Here is an 18,920-nt window from a genome sequence, read left to right as displayed (position 1 = left end):
TTGTAATGGATATGTAATCCGTTTGCTAGCCAAGGGTGGCCATGGCAGGCTGCAATTGTTACCAACAAGATATGAACCATGACCCCTTTTCCAGCTCGTTCCCTGTTGTTTGGCCTCTGTTGTAGCCTGCTGCTCACCGCCTGTGACGATGACAGGATCCACAACATCTGTGCCAATTACCCGGCCCTCTGTGAGGATCTGGTGGACGACGGCTGGTGTCGTTACGAACGCAGCGACATCATCCGGGCCCGCTATTACCTGCAGGCGGAGGGAACAGAGCGGCACCAGTATGAGTTGATGCGCAGCCTGGAGCGTTATCTCAAATGCGCTGAACGTTCCACCAACATCGAGTACAAGCGGGCCCGCGAGCAGAAGAGCCCGCGGGTGGAGGGGATGCTGGCGGCCGGCGAACAGCTGGCCCAGCTCGATGCCGCCACCCGCAACGCCACAGATCCCTACCTGCTGCTCTGGCACTGGACCAACAACACCAACGAGCTGGCTCGCCAGCAGTTTCTGGCGCTGGAGGGGCAACCCGTGCTGGAGGAGCCCGAGCTGCAACTGGCACTCGGCGGCATCTATGCCAAGAGCGAGCCGCAAAAGGCCATCGCGCTGATGCAGCACGCCCTCTCCCTCTACCGGGAAGGGGATCAGGTCAATGGCCGGATCCTCACCTCCCTCAGCACCCTCTACATGGGCCAGAAGCAGTACGGGCAGGCCTATCTGTGGGGCAAGGTGAGCGAGTCGTTCCAGAATGCCGCCGAGGTGTCGGCCACCCGTTTCAGCCTCTATCACTCCCTGAGCAAGCAAGAGCAGGAGAGCCTGGACAGCCAGGCCGCCACCCTGGTCGAACAACTGAAAAGCGGGATCTATCGTCCCTGAACTCTGATGAATCATATTGAATCTCTGGCCAGCGACTGGCCGCATCCCTTCGACATCCGGCTCACCCACGGCCGGGTCAACACAGATGGCCGCCAGCTGGAGCGGGTCACCGTCAGGGCCGTCGTGCTGCGCGGCGATCAACTGCTGCTGGTGCACTCCCAGGTCAACGGCGATCTGATGTTTCCCGGTGGCGGCATCGAGCACGGGGAGTGTCACCGCACGGCCCTCGCGCGCGAGCTGCGCGAAGAGTGCGGCGCCGAGCTGGTGGCGGTCGGTGCCCTGCTCGGCGAGACGCGGGAATACCGGCCGGCCCGCGAGGCTGACTACGACGCCTACTGCATCCGCTCCTTCTACTACCTCTGTCAGGTGGGGGAGGAGTGGTGTGAACCGCAGCCCCAGCCCTACGAGATAAGGCTCGGTTTCACCCCTGGCTGGTTCGAACTGGCCGAGGCGCTGCAGACCAACAAGACCCAGCTGGCAGGCCCCTGTCCGCAGTGGACGGTGCGAGAGACGCGGGTGCTGGCTGAGTTGCACCACTGGCACGGCGCCGGCCTGCTGGGCTGAACGCAACCCGCACGCCATAAAAAAAACCGCCCCAAGGCGGTTTTTTTTCGTTTGCTGCCGATCAGAGCGTACAGACCGGGCAGAGGGCATAGGTGCCCTGCGGATCGTTGAAGCGGGTCAGCGGGTCCAGGCTGCGGTTTACCTCCACCAGTGCCTTGCCAAGCCCGGCCGGCAACCAGCTCTGCAGGTGGGAAGCCAGCACTTGGGCGCTGCTGTCGAACAGCTGGCGCAGGAACTTGTCTTTGGCCGACTCCTCCTGCTCGATGGGGGTGACCTGCCACTCCTTGAGGTTGGCCAGCTCGGCCGCCGCCTTGATGGCCGCCTCCTGATCGCCAAACTCGTCCACCAGTCCCAGCGCCTTGGCATCCTGACCGGTCCAGACCCGGCCTTCGGCCGCTTTCTCGGTCTCTTCCGGGCTCAGGCCACGGCCCTTGCTCACCAGACCGACGAAACGCTGGTAGGTGTCTTCCACGCTCAGCTGGATCGCCTGGCCGACGTGTTCCGGCAGGGCCCGGGTCAGGCCGACGCCGACATAGTCGGTGGTGCCGACGCCGTCGGTGTGTACCCCGTACTGGGAGAGCGCCTTGTCGATGGTGGCGAACATGCCGAACACCCCGATGGAGCCGGTGAGGGTGGTGGGGGAGGCGAAGATCTTGTCCGCATCGGCGGAGATCCAGTAGCCACCGGAGGCGGCGTAGCTGCCCATGGAGATCACTACCGGCTTGCCAGCCTGCTTGAGGGCCAGCAGTTCGGCGCGGATCTGCTCGGCGGCGAAGGCGCTGCCGCCCGGGCTGTCGACCCGCAGCACCAGGGCTTTCACCTTGTCGTCGCGGCGGGCATCGGCCAGCAGGTCGGCGAGGCTGTCGCCACCGATGGTGCCGGCTGGCTGGACGCCATCCATGATGGCGCCGCTGGCGACGATGAGGCCCACCTCATCCTTGCCGCTCTGGGGATACTGGCTCGGAATGGCGGCCAGATACTCCTTGAGGCCCACCCCCTTCCAGCCGTGGTCATCGCTCTCGCCCACTTCCTTGATCACCGCCTGGGTCATCTCGTCGCGGGTCGCCAGCTGGTCCACCAGACCGTTGTCGAGGGCGTAGTTGGCGGCGTTGCCGCCGGCCTTGCGCAGCAGCTCGAGGAAGCGATCCTTGCCCGGTGCCACGGCGTCCGGTTCGATCTCCCGCTGCTCGGCCACGTCGGCCACATAGGATTGCCACAGCTGATCCAGCCAGCGCTGGTTCGCCTCCTTGCTCTCGGGGGACATCTCGTCACGGGTGTAGGGTTCGACGAAGGATTTGTAGGTGCCGACCTTGAACACGTGCGGGGTGATGTTGAGCTTCTCCAGCGCCGACTTGTAGTAGGTCTGGTAGACGCCAAGCCCCTCGATCACCACGGCGCCGCTCTGGTTGAGCAGCACGTGATCGGCGTGGGCGGCCAGCAGATATTGGCCCTGGGTGTAGAAGTCGGCCATGGCGATGACCGGCTTGCCGCTCTCCTTGAATGCATCGATGGCGCTCGCCACCTCCTGCAGTTTGGAGAAGCTGGTGCCCTGCAGCCCCTGGGGCTTGATCACCAGCGCCTTGATGCGATCGTCATCCTTGGCGCTTTTGATGGCCCACAGCAGATCGGAGAGGACGATCTCGCTGGGCAGCTCGTCGCTGTTGTCCACCTGGCGCAGCAGCTGCACCGTGGGATCGGTCTGCGAGCGCTGTTCCACCAGCACGCCGGAGAGATTGAGGGTGAGGGCCCCTTCGATGGGGGCGCTGGGCGCCTCTTTCTGGCTGACGCTGAAGACGATGATCAAGACCACGACGAGAAACAGCAGATTGACCAGCATCAGCCGGGTGAAATTGAGCAGGCGCCACAGGCTGCGAAACAGCCAACCCAGACCTTTGAAAATAGACATAGTCGCGTTATCGCCCTGTTAATGGGGAGGGAAGCGCCATTATTAACCAGTTGGCCGGTGAAATGCCATTTCCGCTTGGACAGGATCGGAGCCCGGTTGTTCGGAACACGTCTGTTCGCCGAAAAATTGTCCAAACATTTGTTTGAAAAAGCATTTTCGATTCTTTACTCTAGCCTCGGTTTGATAACAAAAAATTAACTGGAGGCCCTGTGAGCTGCCCACCCATCCTGCCGCCGTGTCTCGGGCTTGAGTCCGGGCGGCGGGGAATGGGCGTGGTGCCATCCAGCCCGGCCCCGACAAGGAGTTCATGATGAGCCGTTACCCGACCCTGCTGACCCCCCTCGATCTCGGCTTTACCCAGCTGCGCAACCGCGTGTTGATGGGATCCATGCACACCGGCCTCGAAGAGGAGAAGGGGGGCTTTGACAAGCTGGCCGCCTTCTATGGCGAGCGAGCCCGGGGCGGGGTCGGCCTCATCGTGACCGGCGGCATCGCCCCCAATCTGCGTGGCCGGCTGGTGCCCCACGGTTCCCAGCTGAGCTTTCCCTGGCAGGTGGCCAAGCACAAGAAGGTGACCAGTGCGGTGCATCAGGAGGGGGGCAAGATAGCACTGCAGATCCTCCATGCCGGCCGCTACGCCTATCATCCGTTCAGCCTGGCGCCGAGCGCCCTCAAGGCCCCCATCTCTCCGTTTAAGCCGCGCGCCATGAGCGAGCGCCAGATCCGCGGCACCATCCGCGACTTCGCCGCCACCGCGCAACTGGCCAGGAGCGCGGGCTACGACGGGGTCGAGGTGATGGGCTCGGAAGGCTATCTCATCAACCAGTTCATCTGCGAGCGCACCAACAAGCGCACCGATGGCTGGGGTGGCAGCAGCGAAAACCGCATGCGCTTCCCGGTGGAGATTGTCCGCGCCATCCGCGAGCGGGTCGGGCCGGATTTCATCATCATCTTCCGCCTCTCCATGCTGGATCTGGTGGAGCAGGGCTCCTCCCTTGAGGAAGTGATCGCCCTTGGTAAGGCGCTGGAGCAGGTGGGGGTCACCCTCATCAATACCGGCATCGGCTGGCACGAGGCGCGCATTCCCACCATCGCCACCAGCGTGCCGCGCGGCGCCTTCAGCTGGGTGACGGCGGAGCTCAAGAAACATCTGAGTGTGCCGCTTATCACCACCAACCGCATCAACACCCCCGAGGTGGCCGAGCGCATTCTGGCGGGCGGCGAGGCGGACATGGTCTCCATGGCGCGCCCCTTCCTGGCCGACCCCGAATTTGTCATCAAGGCCGCCGAGAACCGGGCGGACGAGATCAACACCTGCATCGCCTGCAACCAGGCCTGCCTTGACCATGTCTTCAAGCAGAAGCGGGCCTCCTGCCTGGTCAACCCGCGTGCCTGCTTCGAGACTGAGTTGACGTTTGGTCGGGTGCCCCAACCCAAGAAGCTGGCGGTGGTGGGCGCTGGTCCCGCCGGGCTGGCGTTTGCCTGCTACGCCGCCGAGCGTGGCCATCAGGTGAGCCTGTTCGATCAGGCGAGCGAAATCGGCGGCCAGTTCAACTTTGCCAAGCAGATCCCGGGCAAGGAGGAGTTTCACGAAACCCTGCGCTACTTTGCCAAGCGGCTGGAGAAGTGCGGCGTCGAGCTCTATCTGGGCCAGCGCCAGAGTGCCGAGAGCCTCTTGGGCGGCGGTTTTGACGAGGTGATCCTCGCCACTGGCATCCGCCCGCGCACCCCCAACATTCCGGGCATCGAGCATGCCAAGGTGATGAGCTACCTCGATGTCTTGCGGGATCACAAGCCGGTGGGCGAGAAGGTGGCGGTGATCGGTGCCGGCGGCATCGGCTTTGACGTGGCGGAATACCTGGTAGAGGGCAAGGGGGATCGCAGTCGCGATCACTGGCTCAAGGAGTGGGGCATCGACAAGCAGCTCGGCGAGCGCGGCGGCCTGATGGCCCCGGTGATCGACGCCCCCGAGCGCCAGGTCTGGCTGCTGCAGCGCAAGGAGAGCAAGGTGGGGGACGGCCTTGGCAAGACCACCGGCTGGATCCACCGCACCGTGCTCAAGAACCGCAAGGTGGAGATGCTCTCCGGCGTGCAGTATCTGCGCATCGACGACGAGGGGCTTCACATTCAGGTGGGCGAACAGCAGCAGTGTCTGCCGGTGGATCAGGTGATCATCTGTGCCGGCCAGGAGCCGCTCAAGGAGCTGCAGGCCGGTCTGCAGGCGGCGGGCAAGCCGGTACACATTATCGGCGGCGCCGACGTGGCCGCCGAGCTGGACGCCAAGCGTGCCATCCGCCAGGGGGCCGAACTGGCTGCGGTCATCTAGTCGACGGGCCGCCACGTATTGCGACAAACCCCTGATGCTCAGGGGTTTTCTTCATCCGGTGCTGTGCTAAGGTAGCGCCATCATAGCCCCTGACAAGGAACTGCCCATGGATGCCCTCCACCTGTTACTGAATCGTCACTCCTGTGGTCGCCTGGCCGAGCCCGCCCCGAGCGGCGAGGTACTCGACAATATCCTCAAGGCCGGGCTGCGGGCGCCGGATCATGGCACCCTGACCCCCTGGCAGTTCATCCTGTTCGAAGGGGAGGGTCGCGAACGGCTCGGTACCCTGCTGGCACAGGCCGCTCGCAGCCGCGGCGAGGATGAGGAGAGCATCAAAAAGTGTCAGGAGGCCCCGCTGCGCGCACCGCTGCTGATCGCGGTGGCAACCCGCTATCAGGAGCATCCCAAGGTGCCGCGGCTGGAGCAGGAGCTCTCCGCCGGCTGCGCCCTGATGGCGATGCAGATGGCGGCCCAGGCCCAAGGCTTCAACGGCATCTGGCGCTCCGGCTGGTTCATTTTCGACGAGCAGATCAATGAAGGGTTGGGACTGGCACCGGAGGATCAGCTGGTGGGCTTCCTCTACCTCGGTACCCCCATGCTGGAGGCCCGCAAGCTGCGCGAGCTGCCGGTGAGCGAGTTCGTGCGCCGCTTCTAGTCTGCCTCATTACCGGCAAGGCCCTGACTTGTCAGGGCTTTTTTGTTTCTGGTGACAGGCTGTACTGATATTTGGAAGATTGCCAAGAGGGCGGCCGTGGCTGGCAGGGAATTTTTTAAATAGTGAGATGCCGTTCTCAATCCTGGTTTATTACGCTATGTAAAACGTTTGCGCCTCGTTAATATCCCTGTGCCAGTTTAGAAGGTGACCCCTTCTAATTTTCTGCGATGAGAGTCGCAATTCCGTAGCACCTTTTTACAGCCCAACGTCTTGATGACATTGGGCTTCATTTTTTGTAGGGCCGGTATTTCCGCGTTCTTTTTCCTCTTCCTCTTATCTACCTCACCCTGCCTCTTTGCGGCGATCTTTTGCACAGTCATGCGTGTGGCCTCGATTGGAATCAGGATCAGGATCAAAGATCCTGCATTTACAGGTGAAATCCGGCCCGGGATCCGCCAGCATCGACAGAGACAAGAGAGCCAGAGGTTTCCCTTTGACATCGACTGCCCGCACCTATGCCATCCGGAGGCCATATGTGGTTCAACCGCAAGCTTGAAAAAGAGAATCAACAGCTTAGGGAGGCGTTGCTTCTCAAAGAGCAGCAGCACCAGAGCGAGCTGGCCGAATTGCGAGCCACCATCGGTGAGTACGAGCACATGCAGCGCACCAGTCGGGAGCATGGCGATCTCTTCAATCAGGTGATCTCCTGCCAGAACCAGGGGGGAGAGATGTTGCAGAGCGTGCGGGAAGCACTGGCCGGCAGTGCCGAGCACCTGATGGCGGAAAAGGGAGCACTCTGCGAGCTGGATCAGCTCTTTGCCCAGACCAGGGGCGCCATCACCCGTCTTTCCAATCGTGCCCATGCCATCACGGATGAGGCTGTTCGCAGTCTCACGGCCGTCCACCAGCTCGATGCCAGCACATCCGCCATCAACCAGTTTGTGACCGCCATCCAGGGGATTTCGGAGCAGACCAACTTGCTGGCACTCAATGCGGCCATCGAGGCGGCCAGGGCTGGTGAAGCTGGTCGAGGGTTCGCCGTGGTCGCCGATGAGGTGCGTCAGTTGGCGAGCAAGGCCCATGAGGCCAGCAGCCAGATCGAGGTGCTGGTCAGGCAGATAGTGGCCCAGGCACAGGAGATCAAGTCCATCATCGATGACAACCAGGCCAGTGCCGCCGAAGTGGCGACCTCCTCCTCCCAGATCGATGTGGTGGTGACCCAGGTGTTGGCACAATCTGGCCGGATGCAGCAGGTGATCCACAGCGCGGCCACCACCTCCTTCCTCAATACCACCAAGCTGGATCACGCCGTCTGGAAAAACACCATCTATCGGCTCATCGATCAGCAGCATTTTCACGAGTCGGTGAGCGACCATGCTCAGTGCAGGCTGGGTAAATGGTATTTCGAAGGGCAGGGGGCCGAGCTCTTCGCCCACAAGCCGGGCTTTCGTGAACTGGACGGGCCCCACAAACGGGTCCACGAGAGCGGCAAGGCCGCCCTGCACGCGCGCGAGCAGGGGGATATCAAAGGGATGGTCGAGCAGCTCAAGACCATGGAAAACGCCAGCATGCAGGTGGTGCACTGCATCGACCGCTTGCTGGAGAGCGCCTGAGCGAGCCTCGGGCCCTCTGCTTAGTCTTTGACTGGCAAAAGCCGGGTCGGGTTGCCCACCACCCTGGCGCCGGCCGGCACATCTTTGGTGACCACGGCCCCAGCGCCCACGACAGCTTCCCGCCCTATGGTGACACCGGGCAACAGGATGGCGCCGCCGCCAATCCAGACCCTGTCTTCAATGGTGACCGGCAGCGCGGTCTCGACTCCCTGGATCCGTTCATCGGCGTCCAGCGCGTGGGCGGCGGTGTAGATCTGCACGTTCGGCCCAATCATCACCTCGGCGCCGATGCGAATGGGGGCGTTGTCCAGCAGGGTGGCCCCCATGTTGATGTAGCTGCGCTCGCCAAGGTGGATGTGGCGGCCATAGGTGCAGTAGAGGGGCGGGCAGATGAAGGCACCCTGGGCCAGCTCGCCGACGATCTGCTGCAGCAGCGCCAGCTGTTCATCCTCCTCGTCGCTGCGATTGAAGCGGCGGTACAGGCGGGCCGTCTCCCGGCGCAACAGATCCAGTTCCGGTGCCATGCAGTTGTAAGGCTGGCTGGCGATCATCTTGTCGTACTCGGTCATGGCTGCTCCTGTGGCGTGCCTTGGTGGCGCATGGGGTTCATATGTTAGCGGTCCGGCCGCCGGATAACCGTGATCAGCGGCCCGCTACGGGCAGCACCAGATTGGTCGGCCTGCCCTCGGCAAAGGCAATCAGGTTGTCAAAGGCGACCTGAAAGTAGAGCTGGTAGCTGTTGCACTCCACATAGCCGAGATGGGGCGTGGCCAGCACATTGGGCAGGCGTAGTAAAGGCTCGCTTTGCGCCGTGGCCGGCTCTGCATCGAACACGTCGAGTGCTGCGCGCCGGGTGGGGTTGGCGGCGAGTTCAGCATAAAGGGCGCCCGGCTCGAGAAGCTCCGCCCGACTGACGTTGACCAGCAGGGAGTCGGCCTTCATCCGCGCGAGATCGGTGCGGGTCACACAGCCACGGGTTGCCTCGTGCAGGCGCAGATGCAAAGAGAGGATGTCGGCGTCACGAAAGAAGGCCTCCTTGTCGGAGGCGCTGGCATGGCCATCCCGCTCGGCCTGCTGGCGGGAGCCCTCGCTGCCCCAGATCAGCACCGACATGCCAAAGGCCCGGCCGTAACCGGCCACCAGTCTGCCAATCTTGCCGTAGCCCCAGATGCCGAGTGTCAGCCCCTGCAAGGTACGGCCCAGCCCCAGTGTGCCGGATTGCTGCCACTGTCCCTGGGCGAGGGCATGACAATAGGCCGGGAGGTGGCGGGAGGCGGCCATGATGAGCGCCCAGCAGAGCTCGGCGGGCGCCACCGGGCTACCGATGCCTTCGGCGACGGCCACCCCGTGGCGCTGACACAGGAGGGGATCGATATGCTGGCTGATCTTGCCGGTCTGACTAATGAACCGAAGGGAGGGGAGTCTGCGCAGCAACGCCTCGTCGATGCGGGTGCGCTCGCGGATCAGCACCAGCGCCTCCACCCCTGCCAGCTTGGCGGCAAGGCGCTCGGGGTCAGGTTCGCTTTGGGTGAGGATGGTGACGTCGTGGCCCGCCAGGCGGGTAAAGCAGGGCAGATGACGTACCTGATCCTGATAGTCATCCAGTATGGCAATCCGCATAAGCACTCCGTGTCGCAAGGGGGACTGGCGACCTATCCTACCGGAAACGGGGTGAGCTGTGTGGTCAAATGAGCACTGATTGCAGTGCGGGTATGGATGCGCTGGGCAACAGCACCAGAGAGGTGGCTGCCAGTGGGTTGAAAACAGACGGGGCTCCCATGTGGGAGCCGCGTTGGCAGCTTTGTGTCGATGACTTAGCCGAGTTTGCGGCCGGAGAGACGGCACCACTCCTCTTTCACGGCGGTCGGGTCCATCTCGAACCACTGGCCGTAGATGGTTTCCAGCTCCGGTGCCTGGCTTTCCAGCACGCCGGAGAGGGCCATCAGGCTGCCCGCTTTGCCGTGGCCGGCGATAAGCGGCGCCAGTTCGCGCAGCGGGCCGGCCAGGATGTTGGCGACCACCACGTCCGCTTCGACATCTTGCGGCTGATCCGCCGGCAGGTAGAGCTCGATCTGATCGGCGACGCCATTGCGCTCGGCGTTGTCACGGCTGGCCTGGATGGCCTGCGGATCGATGTCGATGCCGATGACCCGGGCCGCCCCCAGCTTCAGGGCGGCGATACCGAGGATGCCGGAGCCGCAACCAAAGTCGACCACGGTTTTACCGGCCAGATCCAGCCCGTCCAGCCACTGCAGGCAGAGCGCCGTGGTGGGGTGGGTACCGGTACCGAAGGCCAGACCCGGATCCAGCATGACGTTGACCGCATCGGGGTTTGGCACGTCGCGCCAGCTCGGGCAGATCCACAGGCGCTCGCCGAATTGCATGGGGTGGAAGTGATCCATCCACTCGCGCACCCAGTCCTTGTCTTCCAGCTGCTCCACCTTGTAGCCCACGTCTTCACCGAAGATCTGCTGGAAGAAGGCGATGGTGGGTGCCGGATCGGTTTCGGCGTCGAACAGCCCCATCACTTCGGTCTCGCCCCACAGCGGGGTTTCACCCGGCATGGGTTCATAGACGGGCACATCCTTGGCATCCATAAAGGTCACCGCCTGGGCACCACGCCCCAGCAGCATGTTGCTCACCTTGTCTGCGGTCTTGGCAGTGGCGTTGATTCGAATTTGTATCCAGGGCATGGCGTCGACTCTTCATAAATGTGAAACCGCGGGATTCTATCATCATGGGCGTGTGCTGTCGTGGTTTGCCCATGCAGTGTGGTGGAGGATACGGACTTTGCCGAGTTGGCACGGTTAATGTATTCCTCATTGGGTGACGGGAAGCAACCTGTTCCCGCTGAATGCTTTGCTCTAGGAAAGTTCCGTCATCTTTTTCAGCCACCTTCGGGTGGTTTTTTTTTTGCCCGCAGAGTGGCCGGGGGCTGCATACCCCGGTGGCAGGGGGCAATGTGGCAAGTAAGCGGGGAGGCGGGCGGGATTGGCACACTAGCTGCAAAGATACGGAGGTCCTGCATAAGGATATGTGTGTGATTGTTACCCCAACGTTCAGGTATTTAGGGCCATCCCGGCGGGATGGCCCCTTTTTTTGGCTCTTTTTATGGTGATGCTGCGTGGTGACTGTCTGTTGCCTGAGGTGAGCTGTGCTGTGATGGGGCTTGTCACTGGTGAGTTCACCCCATGATGGTGCAGTTTTTACCTATAAGGGATTAGTTTCCGAACTGGCTCATGTCGATCACCAGTTTGCCCACCATGCGGCCGGCTTCCACCTCGGCATGGGCCTGAGCCAGGGTACTCGGGGTGAGCTCGGCCACCACCTTGCTGAGGGTGGTCTTGACCACGCCCTGATCCGCCAGGGCGGCGACCAGCCCCAGCAGGTTGTGCTGCTCGATCATGTCCGGGGTCTGGAACAGGGAGCGGGTGAACATGAACTCCTGGCTGAAGGTGACGCTCTTGCTCTTGAGCAGGGAGAGGTCCCAGGGCACGCTCGATTCGGCGATGGTGCAGATATGGCCGAACGGGCTGATGAGGCTGGCCATGGCATCCCAGTGCTGCTCGGTGGCATTGGTGCAGAAGATGGCATCCACCTGAGTGATGCCAAGGGCAGTGAGCTCCTCCTGCAACTGGTGATGGCTCACCACCTGGTGGGCCCCCATCTGCAGGCACCAGGCCCGGGTCTCGGGGCGCGAGGCGGTGGCGATCACCTCCATGCCGGTGAGCTGGCGGGCCAGCTGGATGGCGATGGAGCCGACCCCGCCGGCGCCGCCGATGATCAGCAGCTTGCCGCTGCTCTCGCGGGTGAGGCCCATGCGCTCGAACAGGGTCTCCCAGGCGGTGATGGCGGTGAGCGGCAGGGCAGCGGCTGCCACGTCGCTCAGGCTGGTGGGGGCGAGGGCGGCGATGCGCTCATCCACCAGTTGCAGGGCGCTGTTGCTGCCGGGGCGGCTGATGTCGCCGGCATACCAGACCCGGTCGCCCGCCTTGAACAGGGTCACCTCGCGGCCGACGGCGATCACTTCGCCCACCGCATCCCAGCCCAGCACTCGCGGGCTGCTCTCGACCTTGGCCTTGGGGGCACGCACCTTGGTATCGACCGGGTTGATGGAGGTGGCCTTGACCCGCACCAGCAGGTCGCGCGGGCCCGGTGTCGGGTCGGCCAGATTGGCTTCGATGAAGCAGTGGGGGTGATCGCTCGGCAGATAGTGGGTCAGGGCGATGGCTTTCATGGCAGTTCCTTTCAAATCGGTTGGATGGGGATTGCCAGCCACTCTAGTCTGGTTGATTATTCAGATTAAGGTGGGTAATTGGTAAAGACTGTTTGAATATATGAACAATGTCGAACTGGAGCTGATGGGGCTGTTCGCCACCGTGGTGGAGCAGGGCAGTTTTACCGGCGCGGCCGAGTTGCTCGGCATGCCCAAATCCTCGGTCAGCCAGAAGATCTCGCGGCTCGAATCCCAGCTCGGGGTGCGCCTGTTGCAGCGCACCACCCGCCGGCTGAGCCTGACCCCGCAGGGGGAGGTCTATGTGGAGCAGTGCCGGGCGCTGCTGGCGCTGGCCCGCAGCGCCAATCTGGCGATGGCGAGACTGCGCGCGGCCCCGGCCGGCCGGGTGCGGATCACCGCGCCGGAGGCCACCGGCACCCTGCTGCTTGGCCGGATCCTGGCCGAGTTTCGGGCCCTCTACCCCGAGGTGGTGCTGGAGCTGACCCTCTGCGATGAGCAGCTCGATCTGGTGGGGGAGGGTTATGATCTGGCGCTGCGGGCGGCGCCGTTGAAAGATTCCAGCCTGATCTGCCGGCGTATCGGTCAGGTGCCGCGCCATCTGGTGGCGGCGCCCGCCTATCTGGCGGCCCACGGCACGCCGCAACAGCTGAGCGAGCTGGGGCGATACGCCTGTCTGGTGCACACGTCGCTGCCGGTGTGGCCGTTGCAGGAGGGAGGCTGGCGGCCGCAAGGGGCTTGTCTGAGCAACAGCCTGCTGGCGCTGCGGGAGCTGGCGATCAACGAGGGAGGCATTGCCCTGCTGCCCCATCACGTCTGCGAGGGGGATCTCGCGGCGGGACGCTTGCAGAAGGTGCTGCCGAGCCACCCCATTCCGGCCAACCCCTTCTACCTCATCTATCCGAGCCGGGAGCACCTGGCGCCCGCCCTGCGCAGCCTGATGGACTTTGTCGCCGAGCGGTTGCCGTTTGCCTGAGGCTACCAGCCGCTCTGGCCGGCGGACTCCTGATTGGGCTTGAGGCCGAGCGGTACCGACTGGCGCTCCGCCAGCATGCGGATCTGCCCCTCGATCAGGCTGGCGTTGGGGCCCAGCACCAGTACCAGCTGATGGTCGTTGAGCTGGATCCAGGAGAGGCAGCCCAGCCCCAGCAGGCGGGATTGATCCACCAGCGAGATGTCGCGTACCCGCAGGCTGAGGCGGGTCAGGCAGACGCTCATCGCCTGCAGGTTGTCCATGCCCCCCAGCACCTTGAGGTACTGGATCGCCAGCATCTGGGGGTCGGAGGGGGCGACGTTGGCAAGGCGCGGGTGCTCCGGCGCGATGGGCTTGCTCGGCAGGCTGAGGGGAGTGCGCTCCAGCAGCTGATAGAACAGCAGGGTGTAGGCGACGAAGAACAGGATGCCGACCGGAATGAGCCAGAAGCTGTGCTCGCCGGCGTGGTAGCTCAGCACCAGATCCAGCAGGCCAGCGGAGAAGTAGCTGCCCACCTTGATGCCGAGCGCGCTGCAGGTGGCGAGCGACAGGCCGGTCAGCAGGGCATGGGCTAGAAACAGCCAGGGGGCGGTGAAGGCGAACAGAAACTCGATGGGTTCGGTGATGCCCACCAGCGCCGAGGTGAGCGCCAGGGTGAGCAGCAATCCCCCCTGCGGCAGTCGCTGCATGCGCTGGCGGTGCAGCCAGATGGCGAAGCAGGCGCCCGGCAGGCCAAACATGATGATGGGATAGAGCCCGGCCACATAGCCTTCGTGCAGCGGCTGGGCGCTGGCCAGTGCCTGCAGGTTGCTTTCCCCCAGCCCGATGAGGCTGCCCAGCACCTGATGCAGACCGAGCGGGATCAGCAGCCGGTTCAGCACGCCGTAGCAGAAGGCGCCGAACGGGGTGGTGAGCAGTTCGGAGGCGAGCAGGGTGATGCCCTGTTCCAGCAGCGGCCAGAGTAGCGCGAGGGGGAAGGCCAGCAGCAGACAGGTGAACGCCGAGGCGAGCAGGCTGGTGAAGTCGCCGTTGACCAGCCGTAGCCAGTGGGGCATGGGGTGGCGTTTGAGCCAGGGGTAGACGATGGCGGTGGTCAATCCCGCCAGCAGGCCGCAGATCATGTCACTGTGCAGGCCGGGGGCCAGGGTGCCGAGCGCCGAGCTCAGCAGCAGAAAGTTGACTGCACCGGCCAGCGCCTGAGTGCCTTCACCTTGGCGGCTCAGCCCGAAGGCGATGGCCACCGCATAGATGAGCGGCATCTGGCTGAACAGGGCGCGGCCGGTGAGGGAGAGCACCGCCAGATCCAGCACGTCCGGCTGGCCGAGCCGATAGAGCAGCGCGGCCAGCGGCAGGATGGAGACCGGCAGCAACAGGGCGTAACCGAGTCGCTGCAGGGCTTGGGTCAGGATCTGTCTGGCGTTCTGTACGGGCATAAGGGCACGGCATTTTGTGACATGGCGCACAGTTTACCCGTAAAACACCCATTTTGGGATAGTTTCGGAACCCTTTATTAATCCATCGATGATTGCGGCTCAAACAAGCGCCGCACATGCTGGCTCGGAGCCGGGGTGAGCAGGCTGACCAGCACGAAGGCAATCAGCCCCAGCCCCAGGCTCGGCACGATGGCGTGCAGACCGGCCGGCTTGATCTCCCACTGACTCAGGATGGCGTAGCAGAGGATGCCGCACACCATGCTGGCCAGGGCCCCCGGGCCGTTGGCCCGCGACCAGTAGAGGCCGAGCACCAGTGGCCAGAGGAACACCGCCTGCAGGCCGCCGAAGGCGAGCAGATTGAGCCAGATGATCATCTCGGGGGGCTGCAGCGCCGCCAGCAGCACCAGCGTGCCCAGGATCAGGGTGCAGAGCAGGGAGAGGCGCGGCACCCGTACCTCCAGCTTCTCCTGGCCGGCCTTCTCCGGACTCAGGTAGTTGAGGTAGAGATCCTTCACCAGGGTGGCGGAGGCCTGGATCAGCTGGGAGTCGATGGTGGACATGATGGCCGCCATGGGCGCCGCCAGGAAGACCCCGGCCAGCCAGGGGGGCAGCACTTCCATCATCAGGGAGGGCATGATCTTGTCCGGGCTGTCCATGCCGGGCAGGATGGCGCGGCCCAGTGCGCCGGCCAGGTGCATGCCGAACATCAGCAAGGCGCTGACGATGGTACCGATGAGGATGCCGCGGTGCAGCGCCTTGCTGTCGCGATAGCCGAAACAGCGCAGCGCCGAGTGGGGCAGCCCCACCACCCCGATGCAGACCAGCACCCAGAAGCTCAGCATGAAGGGCTGGGTCAGCAGGTCGCCGGCCCCCTGCGGGCTCACCAGCTTGGGATCGATCACCTTGAGCTGGTGGATGAGGTTGGGCAGGCCGTCACCGGCCACCAGAATGCCCGCCAGCAGGGCGCCGGTGCCGATCAGCATGATGATCCCCTGCAGCGCATCGGTCATCACCACGGCGCGAAAGCCGCCGATCACCGTGTAGAGCAGCACGCAACTGGCAAACAGCAGGAGCCCCTGCTGGTAGCTGAGGCCGGTGGCGGTCTCCAGCAGACGGGCGCCGCCGATGAACTGCACCACCATGGTGGCGATGAAGGCGAGGATGATGGTGACCGAGCCCAGCACCACCACCGCCTTGCTCTGGTAGCGGGCCCACAGCATGTCGTTGATGGTCACCGCATTGACCCGGCGGGCGATGATGGCGAACTTCTTGCCAAGCACCCCCAGGGTGAGCCAGACGGTGGGCAGCTGGATCATCGCCAGCAGCACCCAGCCCAGCCCGATCTTGTAGGCAGCCCCCGGCCCGCCGATGAAGGAGGAGGCCGAGGTGTAGGTGGCCACCAGGGTCATGGCCAGCACCAGCCCGCCCATGCTGCGGTTGCCGATGAAGTACTCCTGTACGAAGTCACCGCCCACCCGATGGCGGCTGGCCCAGAAGCCGACTCCCAGCACCAGCACCAGATAGATGATGAGCGGCAGCATCAGCTCAAGATTCATGGGAAGGCTCCTTGGCATCGAGGGGAGGGGAGTCGAGGGGGATGTCCACGAACAGGCGATCCACCATCAGGCCGCACAGCACGATGAACAGCAGCGGCATCAGGATGCAGCTGAGCAGGAACCAGAGCGGCATGTCCCAGCATTCGATCTCTGCGGGGATGAAATAGGCCGTGCCATACCAGGCAAGGAAGTAGAGCAGGGTCAGCAGCAGGCAGAGGGCTGCTTCCCGGCGAGCGAGCGCGAAACGATTCACCTTGGCCTCCGACAATTTTGAGGGGCGCAAGGATAACAAAAAAGGGCCATGTCGCCATGGCCCTTTTTCAATAGAGGCTCCTTGCGGAGCCGACGTCCACCGACATGGCGGTCTTCGTCAAGGATCCTTACAGACCCAGCTTCTTGTGCAGGTAGTGGATGTTGGTCCCACCGTGCTGGAAGTTTTCGTCCTTCATGATCTCTTTTTGCAGGGAGACGTTGGTCTTGATCCCTTCCACCACCAGCTCGTCCAGCGCCTGACGCATGCGGGCGATGGCGACGTCGCGGTTTTCACCGTAACAGATCAGCTTGCCGATCATGGAGTCGTAGTAGGGCGGCACCTTGTAGCCGGCGTAGATGTGGGAATCCCAGCGTACGCCCAGACCACCCGGCGCGTGGAAGCGCTGGATCAGGCCCGGAGACGGCATGAAGGTGGCCGGGTCTTCGGCGTTGATCCGGCATTCGATGGCATGGCCACGGATGCGGATGTCCTGCTGGGTGATCGACAGGGGCTGACCGGCGGCGATGCGCAGCTGCTCCTTGATCAGATCCACGCTGGTGACCAGCTCGGTGACCGGGTGCTCAACCTGGATACGGGTGTTCATCTCGATGAAATAGAACTCGCCGTTCTCGTACAGGAACTCGAAGGTGCCCGCACCGCGGTAGCCGATCTCGATACAGGCGCGCACGCAGCGCTCACCGATGAACTTGCGCATCTCTTCGGTGATGCCGGGTGCCGGCGCCTCTTCGACCACCTTCTGGTGACGACGCTGCATGGAGCAGTCGCGCTCGCCCAGGTAGAGGGCGTTGCCCTGGCCGTCTGCCAACACCTGAATCTCGATGTGGCGCGGGTTCTCCAGGTACTTCTCCATGTAGACCATGTCGTTCTTGAAGAACTGGCCTGCTTCGGATTTGGTCAGCGCGATGGCGGCAGACAGCTCGGCTTCACTGCGCACCACGCGCATGCCGCGACCACCACCGCCACCGGCGGCCTTGATGATCACCGGGTAGCCAATGCGCTTGGCGATGGCGGCGTTGTGCTTGGCATCGCTGTCGACCGGACCGTCGGAGCCCGGTACGCAGGGCACGCCCGCTTTCTTCATCGCCTCGATGGCGGAAACCTTGTCACCCATCAGGCGAATGGTCTCGGCGCGCGGGCCGATGAAGATGAAGCCGGATTTCTCGACCACTTCGGCGAAGTCGGCGTTCTCGGAGAGGAAACCGTAACCCGGGTGGATGGCGACGGCACCGGTCACCTCGGCGGCGGCGATGATGGCCGGCACATTGAGGTAGGAGTCGGTACTGGCCGGTTTGCCGATACAGATGGTTTCGTCGGCCAGCAGCACATGCTTGAGCTCCCGGTCGGCGGTGGAGTGAACGGCCACTGTCTTGATCCCGAGCTCTTTACAGGCGCGCAGGATCCGCAGGGCAATTTCACCGCGGTTGGCGATGACTACTTTGTCCAACATGGGTGGCGACTTCCCTTATTCGATGATGAACAGCGGCTCGTCGAATTCGACGGCCTGACCATTTTCAACCAGGATCGCTTTGATCACACCGGCCTTGTCAGACTCGATTTGGTTCATCATTTTCATGGCTTCGACGATGCACAGGGTATCGCCGACATTGACGTGCTGACCGACTTCCACGAACGGCTTGGCTTCCGGGCTGGAGGAGCGGTAGAAGGAGCCAACCATCGGGGAGCGCATCAGGTGACCGCTCGGGATGGCGTCGGCAGCCGGGGTAGCAGCAGCCGGTGCGGCGGCAGGAGCGGCAACCGGGGCGGCAGCTTGTTGCATGATCATCTGCGGAGCAGCGGTCACCTGACCGGAGAAGTTGCGGCTGATGCGAACGGACTCTTCACCTTCGGAGATCTCCAGTTCGGCGATGCCGGACTCTTCAACCAGTTCAATCAGCTTCTTGATTTTGCGGATATCCATTAGCATTCTCTTTCTTCTTTATCTGATCAGTGATTATCAAGCCGCGCGCAACTGGTGCACGGCCGCGGTTAAAGCGAATTGGTAGCCATCGGCCCCCAGCCCACAAATGACCCCCTTGGCGACATCAGACAGATAGGAGTGATGACGGAAGGGTTCCCTGGCATGGACGTTGGACAGGTGAACCTCGATAAAGGGGATGGCCACACCCAGCAGCGCGTCGCGGATGGCGACGCTGGTGTGGGTGAAGGCGGCCGGGTTGATGATGATGAAATCCACCTGACCCATGGCCTGGTGGATGCGGCCGACCAACTCATGTTCGGCATTGGATTGCAGGTGTTCCAGTGTGACCCCGAGTTCGCCGGCGTTGTGCGTCAGATCGGCGACGATCTCATCGAGCGTCTTGCTGCCGTAGATGCCCGGTTCCCGTTTGCCCAGCAGGTTCAGGTTCGGCCCGTTGAGCAGGAGAATTCGGTGTTTTTGCGACATATTGAGTACATCCTCGATGATAATGCTGCTATCTGTCAGCCATCTTGTGGACTATCAGAAATCTAGTCATTTTCTGCGCAAATCGGTGTGCACTGGCACACAG

The 18,920-nt window shown here is 63.2% G+C and carries 17 protein-coding genes; 6 read left to right on the top strand and 11 right to left on the bottom strand.

The features are described from left to right. The first annotated feature begins 78 nt into the window (after positions 1 to 78). Positions 79 to 879 (top strand): DUF2989 domain-containing protein, encoded by an 801-nt coding sequence (locus OKC29_RS09755; protein ID WP_073351415.1) that lies wholly within the window; start codon positions 79 to 81, stop codon positions 877 to 879. A gap of 6 nt (positions 880 to 885) precedes the next feature. Next, entirely contained in the window at positions 886 to 1,443 is a 558-nt protein-coding gene (locus OKC29_RS09750) for an NUDIX domain-containing protein (RefSeq protein ID WP_073351413.1), read from the top strand. Between the two features lie 61 nt (positions 1,444 to 1,504). Here OKC29_RS09750 and sppA read toward each other — a convergent pair whose 3' ends face one another. Next, positions 1,505 to 3,349 (bottom strand): signal peptide peptidase SppA, encoded by a 1,845-nt coding sequence (sppA, locus tag OKC29_RS09745; protein ID WP_073351411.1) that lies wholly within the window; start codon positions 3,347 to 3,349, stop codon positions 1,505 to 1,507. Between the two features lie 310 nt (positions 3,350 to 3,659). On the opposite strand from sppA, the gene OKC29_RS09740 reads away from it, so the two are divergent. From OKC29_RS09740 to OKC29_RS09730, 3 genes are all read left to right on the top strand, one after another. Then, positions 3,660 to 5,675, top strand: a complete 2,016-nt coding sequence (locus OKC29_RS09740) for an NADPH-dependent 2,4-dienoyl-CoA reductase (protein WP_043167201.1) — start codon at positions 3,660 to 3,662, stop codon at positions 5,673 to 5,675. A 106-nt stretch (positions 5,676 to 5,781) separates the two neighbouring features. Continuing rightward, on the top strand, positions 5,782 to 6,330 hold the full coding sequence (locus tag OKC29_RS09735) for an NAD(P)H nitroreductase (RefSeq protein ID WP_024944291.1): 549 nt from the start codon (positions 5,782 to 5,784) through the stop codon (positions 6,328 to 6,330). Positions 6,331 to 6,863: 533 nt separating this feature from the next. Then, on the top strand, positions 6,864 to 7,943 hold the full coding sequence (locus OKC29_RS09730) for a methyl-accepting chemotaxis protein (protein WP_073351407.1): 1,080 nt from the start codon (positions 6,864 to 6,866) through the stop codon (positions 7,941 to 7,943). Between the two features lie 20 nt (positions 7,944 to 7,963). On the opposite strand, the gene OKC29_RS09725 is transcribed toward OKC29_RS09730, so the two are convergent. From OKC29_RS09725 to OKC29_RS09710, 4 genes are all read right to left on the bottom strand, one after another. Beyond that, positions 7,964 to 8,512, bottom strand: coding sequence for a sugar O-acetyltransferase (locus OKC29_RS09725; RefSeq protein WP_045789140.1), 549 nt, complete (start codon positions 8,510 to 8,512; stop codon positions 7,964 to 7,966). 73 nt (positions 8,513 to 8,585) lie between these two features. After that, positions 8,586 to 9,563: a D-2-hydroxyacid dehydrogenase family protein gene (locus OKC29_RS09720; RefSeq protein WP_073351406.1), complete on the bottom strand. Its 978-nt coding sequence runs from the start codon at positions 9,561 to 9,563 to the stop codon at positions 8,586 to 8,588. 194 nt (positions 9,564 to 9,757) lie between these two features. Then, on the bottom strand, positions 9,758 to 10,636 hold the full coding sequence (prmA, locus tag OKC29_RS09715) for a 50S ribosomal protein L11 methyltransferase (RefSeq protein ID WP_010675412.1): 879 nt from the start codon (positions 10,634 to 10,636) through the stop codon (positions 9,758 to 9,760). Between the two features lie 527 nt (positions 10,637 to 11,163). Continuing rightward, positions 11,164 to 12,180 (bottom strand): zinc-binding alcohol dehydrogenase family protein, encoded by a 1,017-nt coding sequence (locus OKC29_RS09710; protein ID WP_073351404.1) that lies wholly within the window; start codon positions 12,178 to 12,180, stop codon positions 11,164 to 11,166. A gap of 100 nt (positions 12,181 to 12,280) precedes the next feature. Here OKC29_RS09710 and OKC29_RS09705 point away from each other — a divergent pair, with 100 nt between their 5' ends. Then, entirely contained in the window at positions 12,281 to 13,153 is an 873-nt protein-coding gene (locus OKC29_RS09705; protein ID WP_016351752.1) for a LysR family transcriptional regulator, read from the top strand. A gap of 2 nt (positions 13,154 to 13,155) precedes the next feature. Here the strand turns inward: OKC29_RS09705 and OKC29_RS09700 are convergent, their stop codons facing one another. The 6 genes from OKC29_RS09700 to aroQ form a co-directional block, all read right to left on the bottom strand. Beyond that, positions 13,156 to 14,583, bottom strand: coding sequence for a PTS transporter subunit EIIC (locus OKC29_RS09700; protein ID WP_073351402.1), 1,428 nt, complete (start codon positions 14,581 to 14,583; stop codon positions 13,156 to 13,158). A 77-nt stretch (positions 14,584 to 14,660) separates the two neighbouring features. After that, positions 14,661 to 16,139 carry a sodium/pantothenate symporter gene (gene panF, locus OKC29_RS09695; RefSeq protein WP_017409311.1) on the bottom strand — a complete coding sequence of 493 codons (1,479 nt, stop codon included), beginning with the start codon at positions 16,137 to 16,139 and terminating at the stop codon, positions 14,661 to 14,663. Beyond that, entirely contained in the window at positions 16,129 to 16,407 is a 279-nt protein-coding gene (locus OKC29_RS09690; RefSeq protein WP_016351749.1) for a YhdT family protein, read from the bottom strand. Before OKC29_RS09690 ends, panF begins: the two co-directional genes overlap by 11 nt. Before the next feature lie 112 nt (positions 16,408 to 16,519). Continuing rightward, positions 16,520 to 17,860: an acetyl-CoA carboxylase biotin carboxylase subunit gene (gene accC / locus OKC29_RS09685; protein ID WP_011707113.1), complete on the bottom strand. Its 1,341-nt coding sequence runs from the start codon at positions 17,858 to 17,860 to the stop codon at positions 16,520 to 16,522. 15 nt (positions 17,861 to 17,875) lie between these two features. Further along, a complete protein-coding gene (gene accB, locus OKC29_RS09680; protein WP_073351400.1) occupies positions 17,876 to 18,331 on the bottom strand; it encodes an acetyl-CoA carboxylase biotin carboxyl carrier protein in 456 nt (151 codons plus the stop codon). A 36-nt stretch (positions 18,332 to 18,367) separates the two neighbouring features. Then, a complete protein-coding gene (aroQ, locus tag OKC29_RS09675) occupies positions 18,368 to 18,817 on the bottom strand; it encodes a type II 3-dehydroquinate dehydratase (RefSeq protein ID WP_016351748.1) in 450 nt (149 codons plus the stop codon). Positions 18,818 to 18,920: the final 103 nt, after the last annotated feature.

The organism is Aeromonas sp. QDB34 (genome assembly GCF_027705405.1).
In the GTDB taxonomy this organism is placed as follows: domain Bacteria; phylum Pseudomonadota; class Gammaproteobacteria; order Enterobacterales; family Aeromonadaceae; genus Aeromonas; species Aeromonas hydrophila.
Note: the sequence above shows the minus strand (reverse complement) of the source record. Positions and strands in the feature narration are given on the sequence as shown.

Bases quoted from the DNA above. Each gene is read 5' to 3' on its own strand.
- OKC29_RS09720 (WP_073351406.1), bottom strand. From the start codon at position 9,563: ATGCGGATTGCCATACTGGATGACTATCAGGATCAGGTACGTCATCTG.
- OKC29_RS09730 (WP_073351407.1), top strand. From the start codon at position 6,864: ATGTGGTTCAACCGCAAGCTTGAAAAAGAGAATCAACAGCTTAGGGAG.
- OKC29_RS09700 (WP_073351402.1), bottom strand. From the start codon at position 14,583: ATGCCCGTACAGAACGCCAGACAGATCCTGACCCAAGCCCTGCAGCGA.
- OKC29_RS09750 (WP_073351413.1), top strand. From the start codon at position 886: ATGAATCATATTGAATCTCTGGCCAGCGACTGGCCGCATCCCTTCGAC.
- panF (WP_017409311.1), bottom strand. From the start codon at position 16,139: ATGAATCTTGAGCTGATGCTGCCGCTCATCATCTATCTGGTGCTGGTG.
- OKC29_RS09705 (WP_016351752.1), top strand. From the start codon at position 12,281: ATGAACAATGTCGAACTGGAGCTGATGGGGCTGTTCGCCACCGTGGTG.
- OKC29_RS09725 (WP_045789140.1), bottom strand. From the start codon at position 8,512: ATGACCGAGTACGACAAGATGATCGCCAGCCAGCCTTACAACTGCATG.
- OKC29_RS09740 (WP_043167201.1), top strand. From the start codon at position 3,660: ATGAGCCGTTACCCGACCCTGCTGACCCCCCTCGATCTCGGCTTTACC.
- aroQ (WP_016351748.1), bottom strand. From the start codon at position 18,817: ATGTCGCAAAAACACCGAATTCTCCTGCTCAACGGGCCGAACCTGAAC.
- accC (WP_011707113.1), bottom strand. From the start codon at position 17,860: ATGTTGGACAAAGTAGTCATCGCCAACCGCGGTGAAATTGCCCTGCGG.
- sppA (WP_073351411.1), bottom strand. From the start codon at position 3,349: ATGTCTATTTTCAAAGGTCTGGGTTGGCTGTTTCGCAGCCTGTGGCGC.
- OKC29_RS09735 (WP_024944291.1), top strand. From the start codon at position 5,782: ATGGATGCCCTCCACCTGTTACTGAATCGTCACTCCTGTGGTCGCCTG.
- OKC29_RS09710 (WP_073351404.1), bottom strand. From the start codon at position 12,180: ATGAAAGCCATCGCCCTGACCCACTATCTGCCGAGCGATCACCCCCAC.
- prmA (WP_010675412.1), bottom strand. From the start codon at position 10,636: ATGCCCTGGATACAAATTCGAATCAACGCCACTGCCAAGACCGCAGAC.
- OKC29_RS09755 (WP_073351415.1), top strand. From the start codon at position 79: ATGACCCCTTTTCCAGCTCGTTCCCTGTTGTTTGGCCTCTGTTGTAGC.
- accB (WP_073351400.1), bottom strand. From the start codon at position 18,331: ATGGATATCCGCAAAATCAAGAAGCTGATTGAACTGGTTGAAGAGTCC.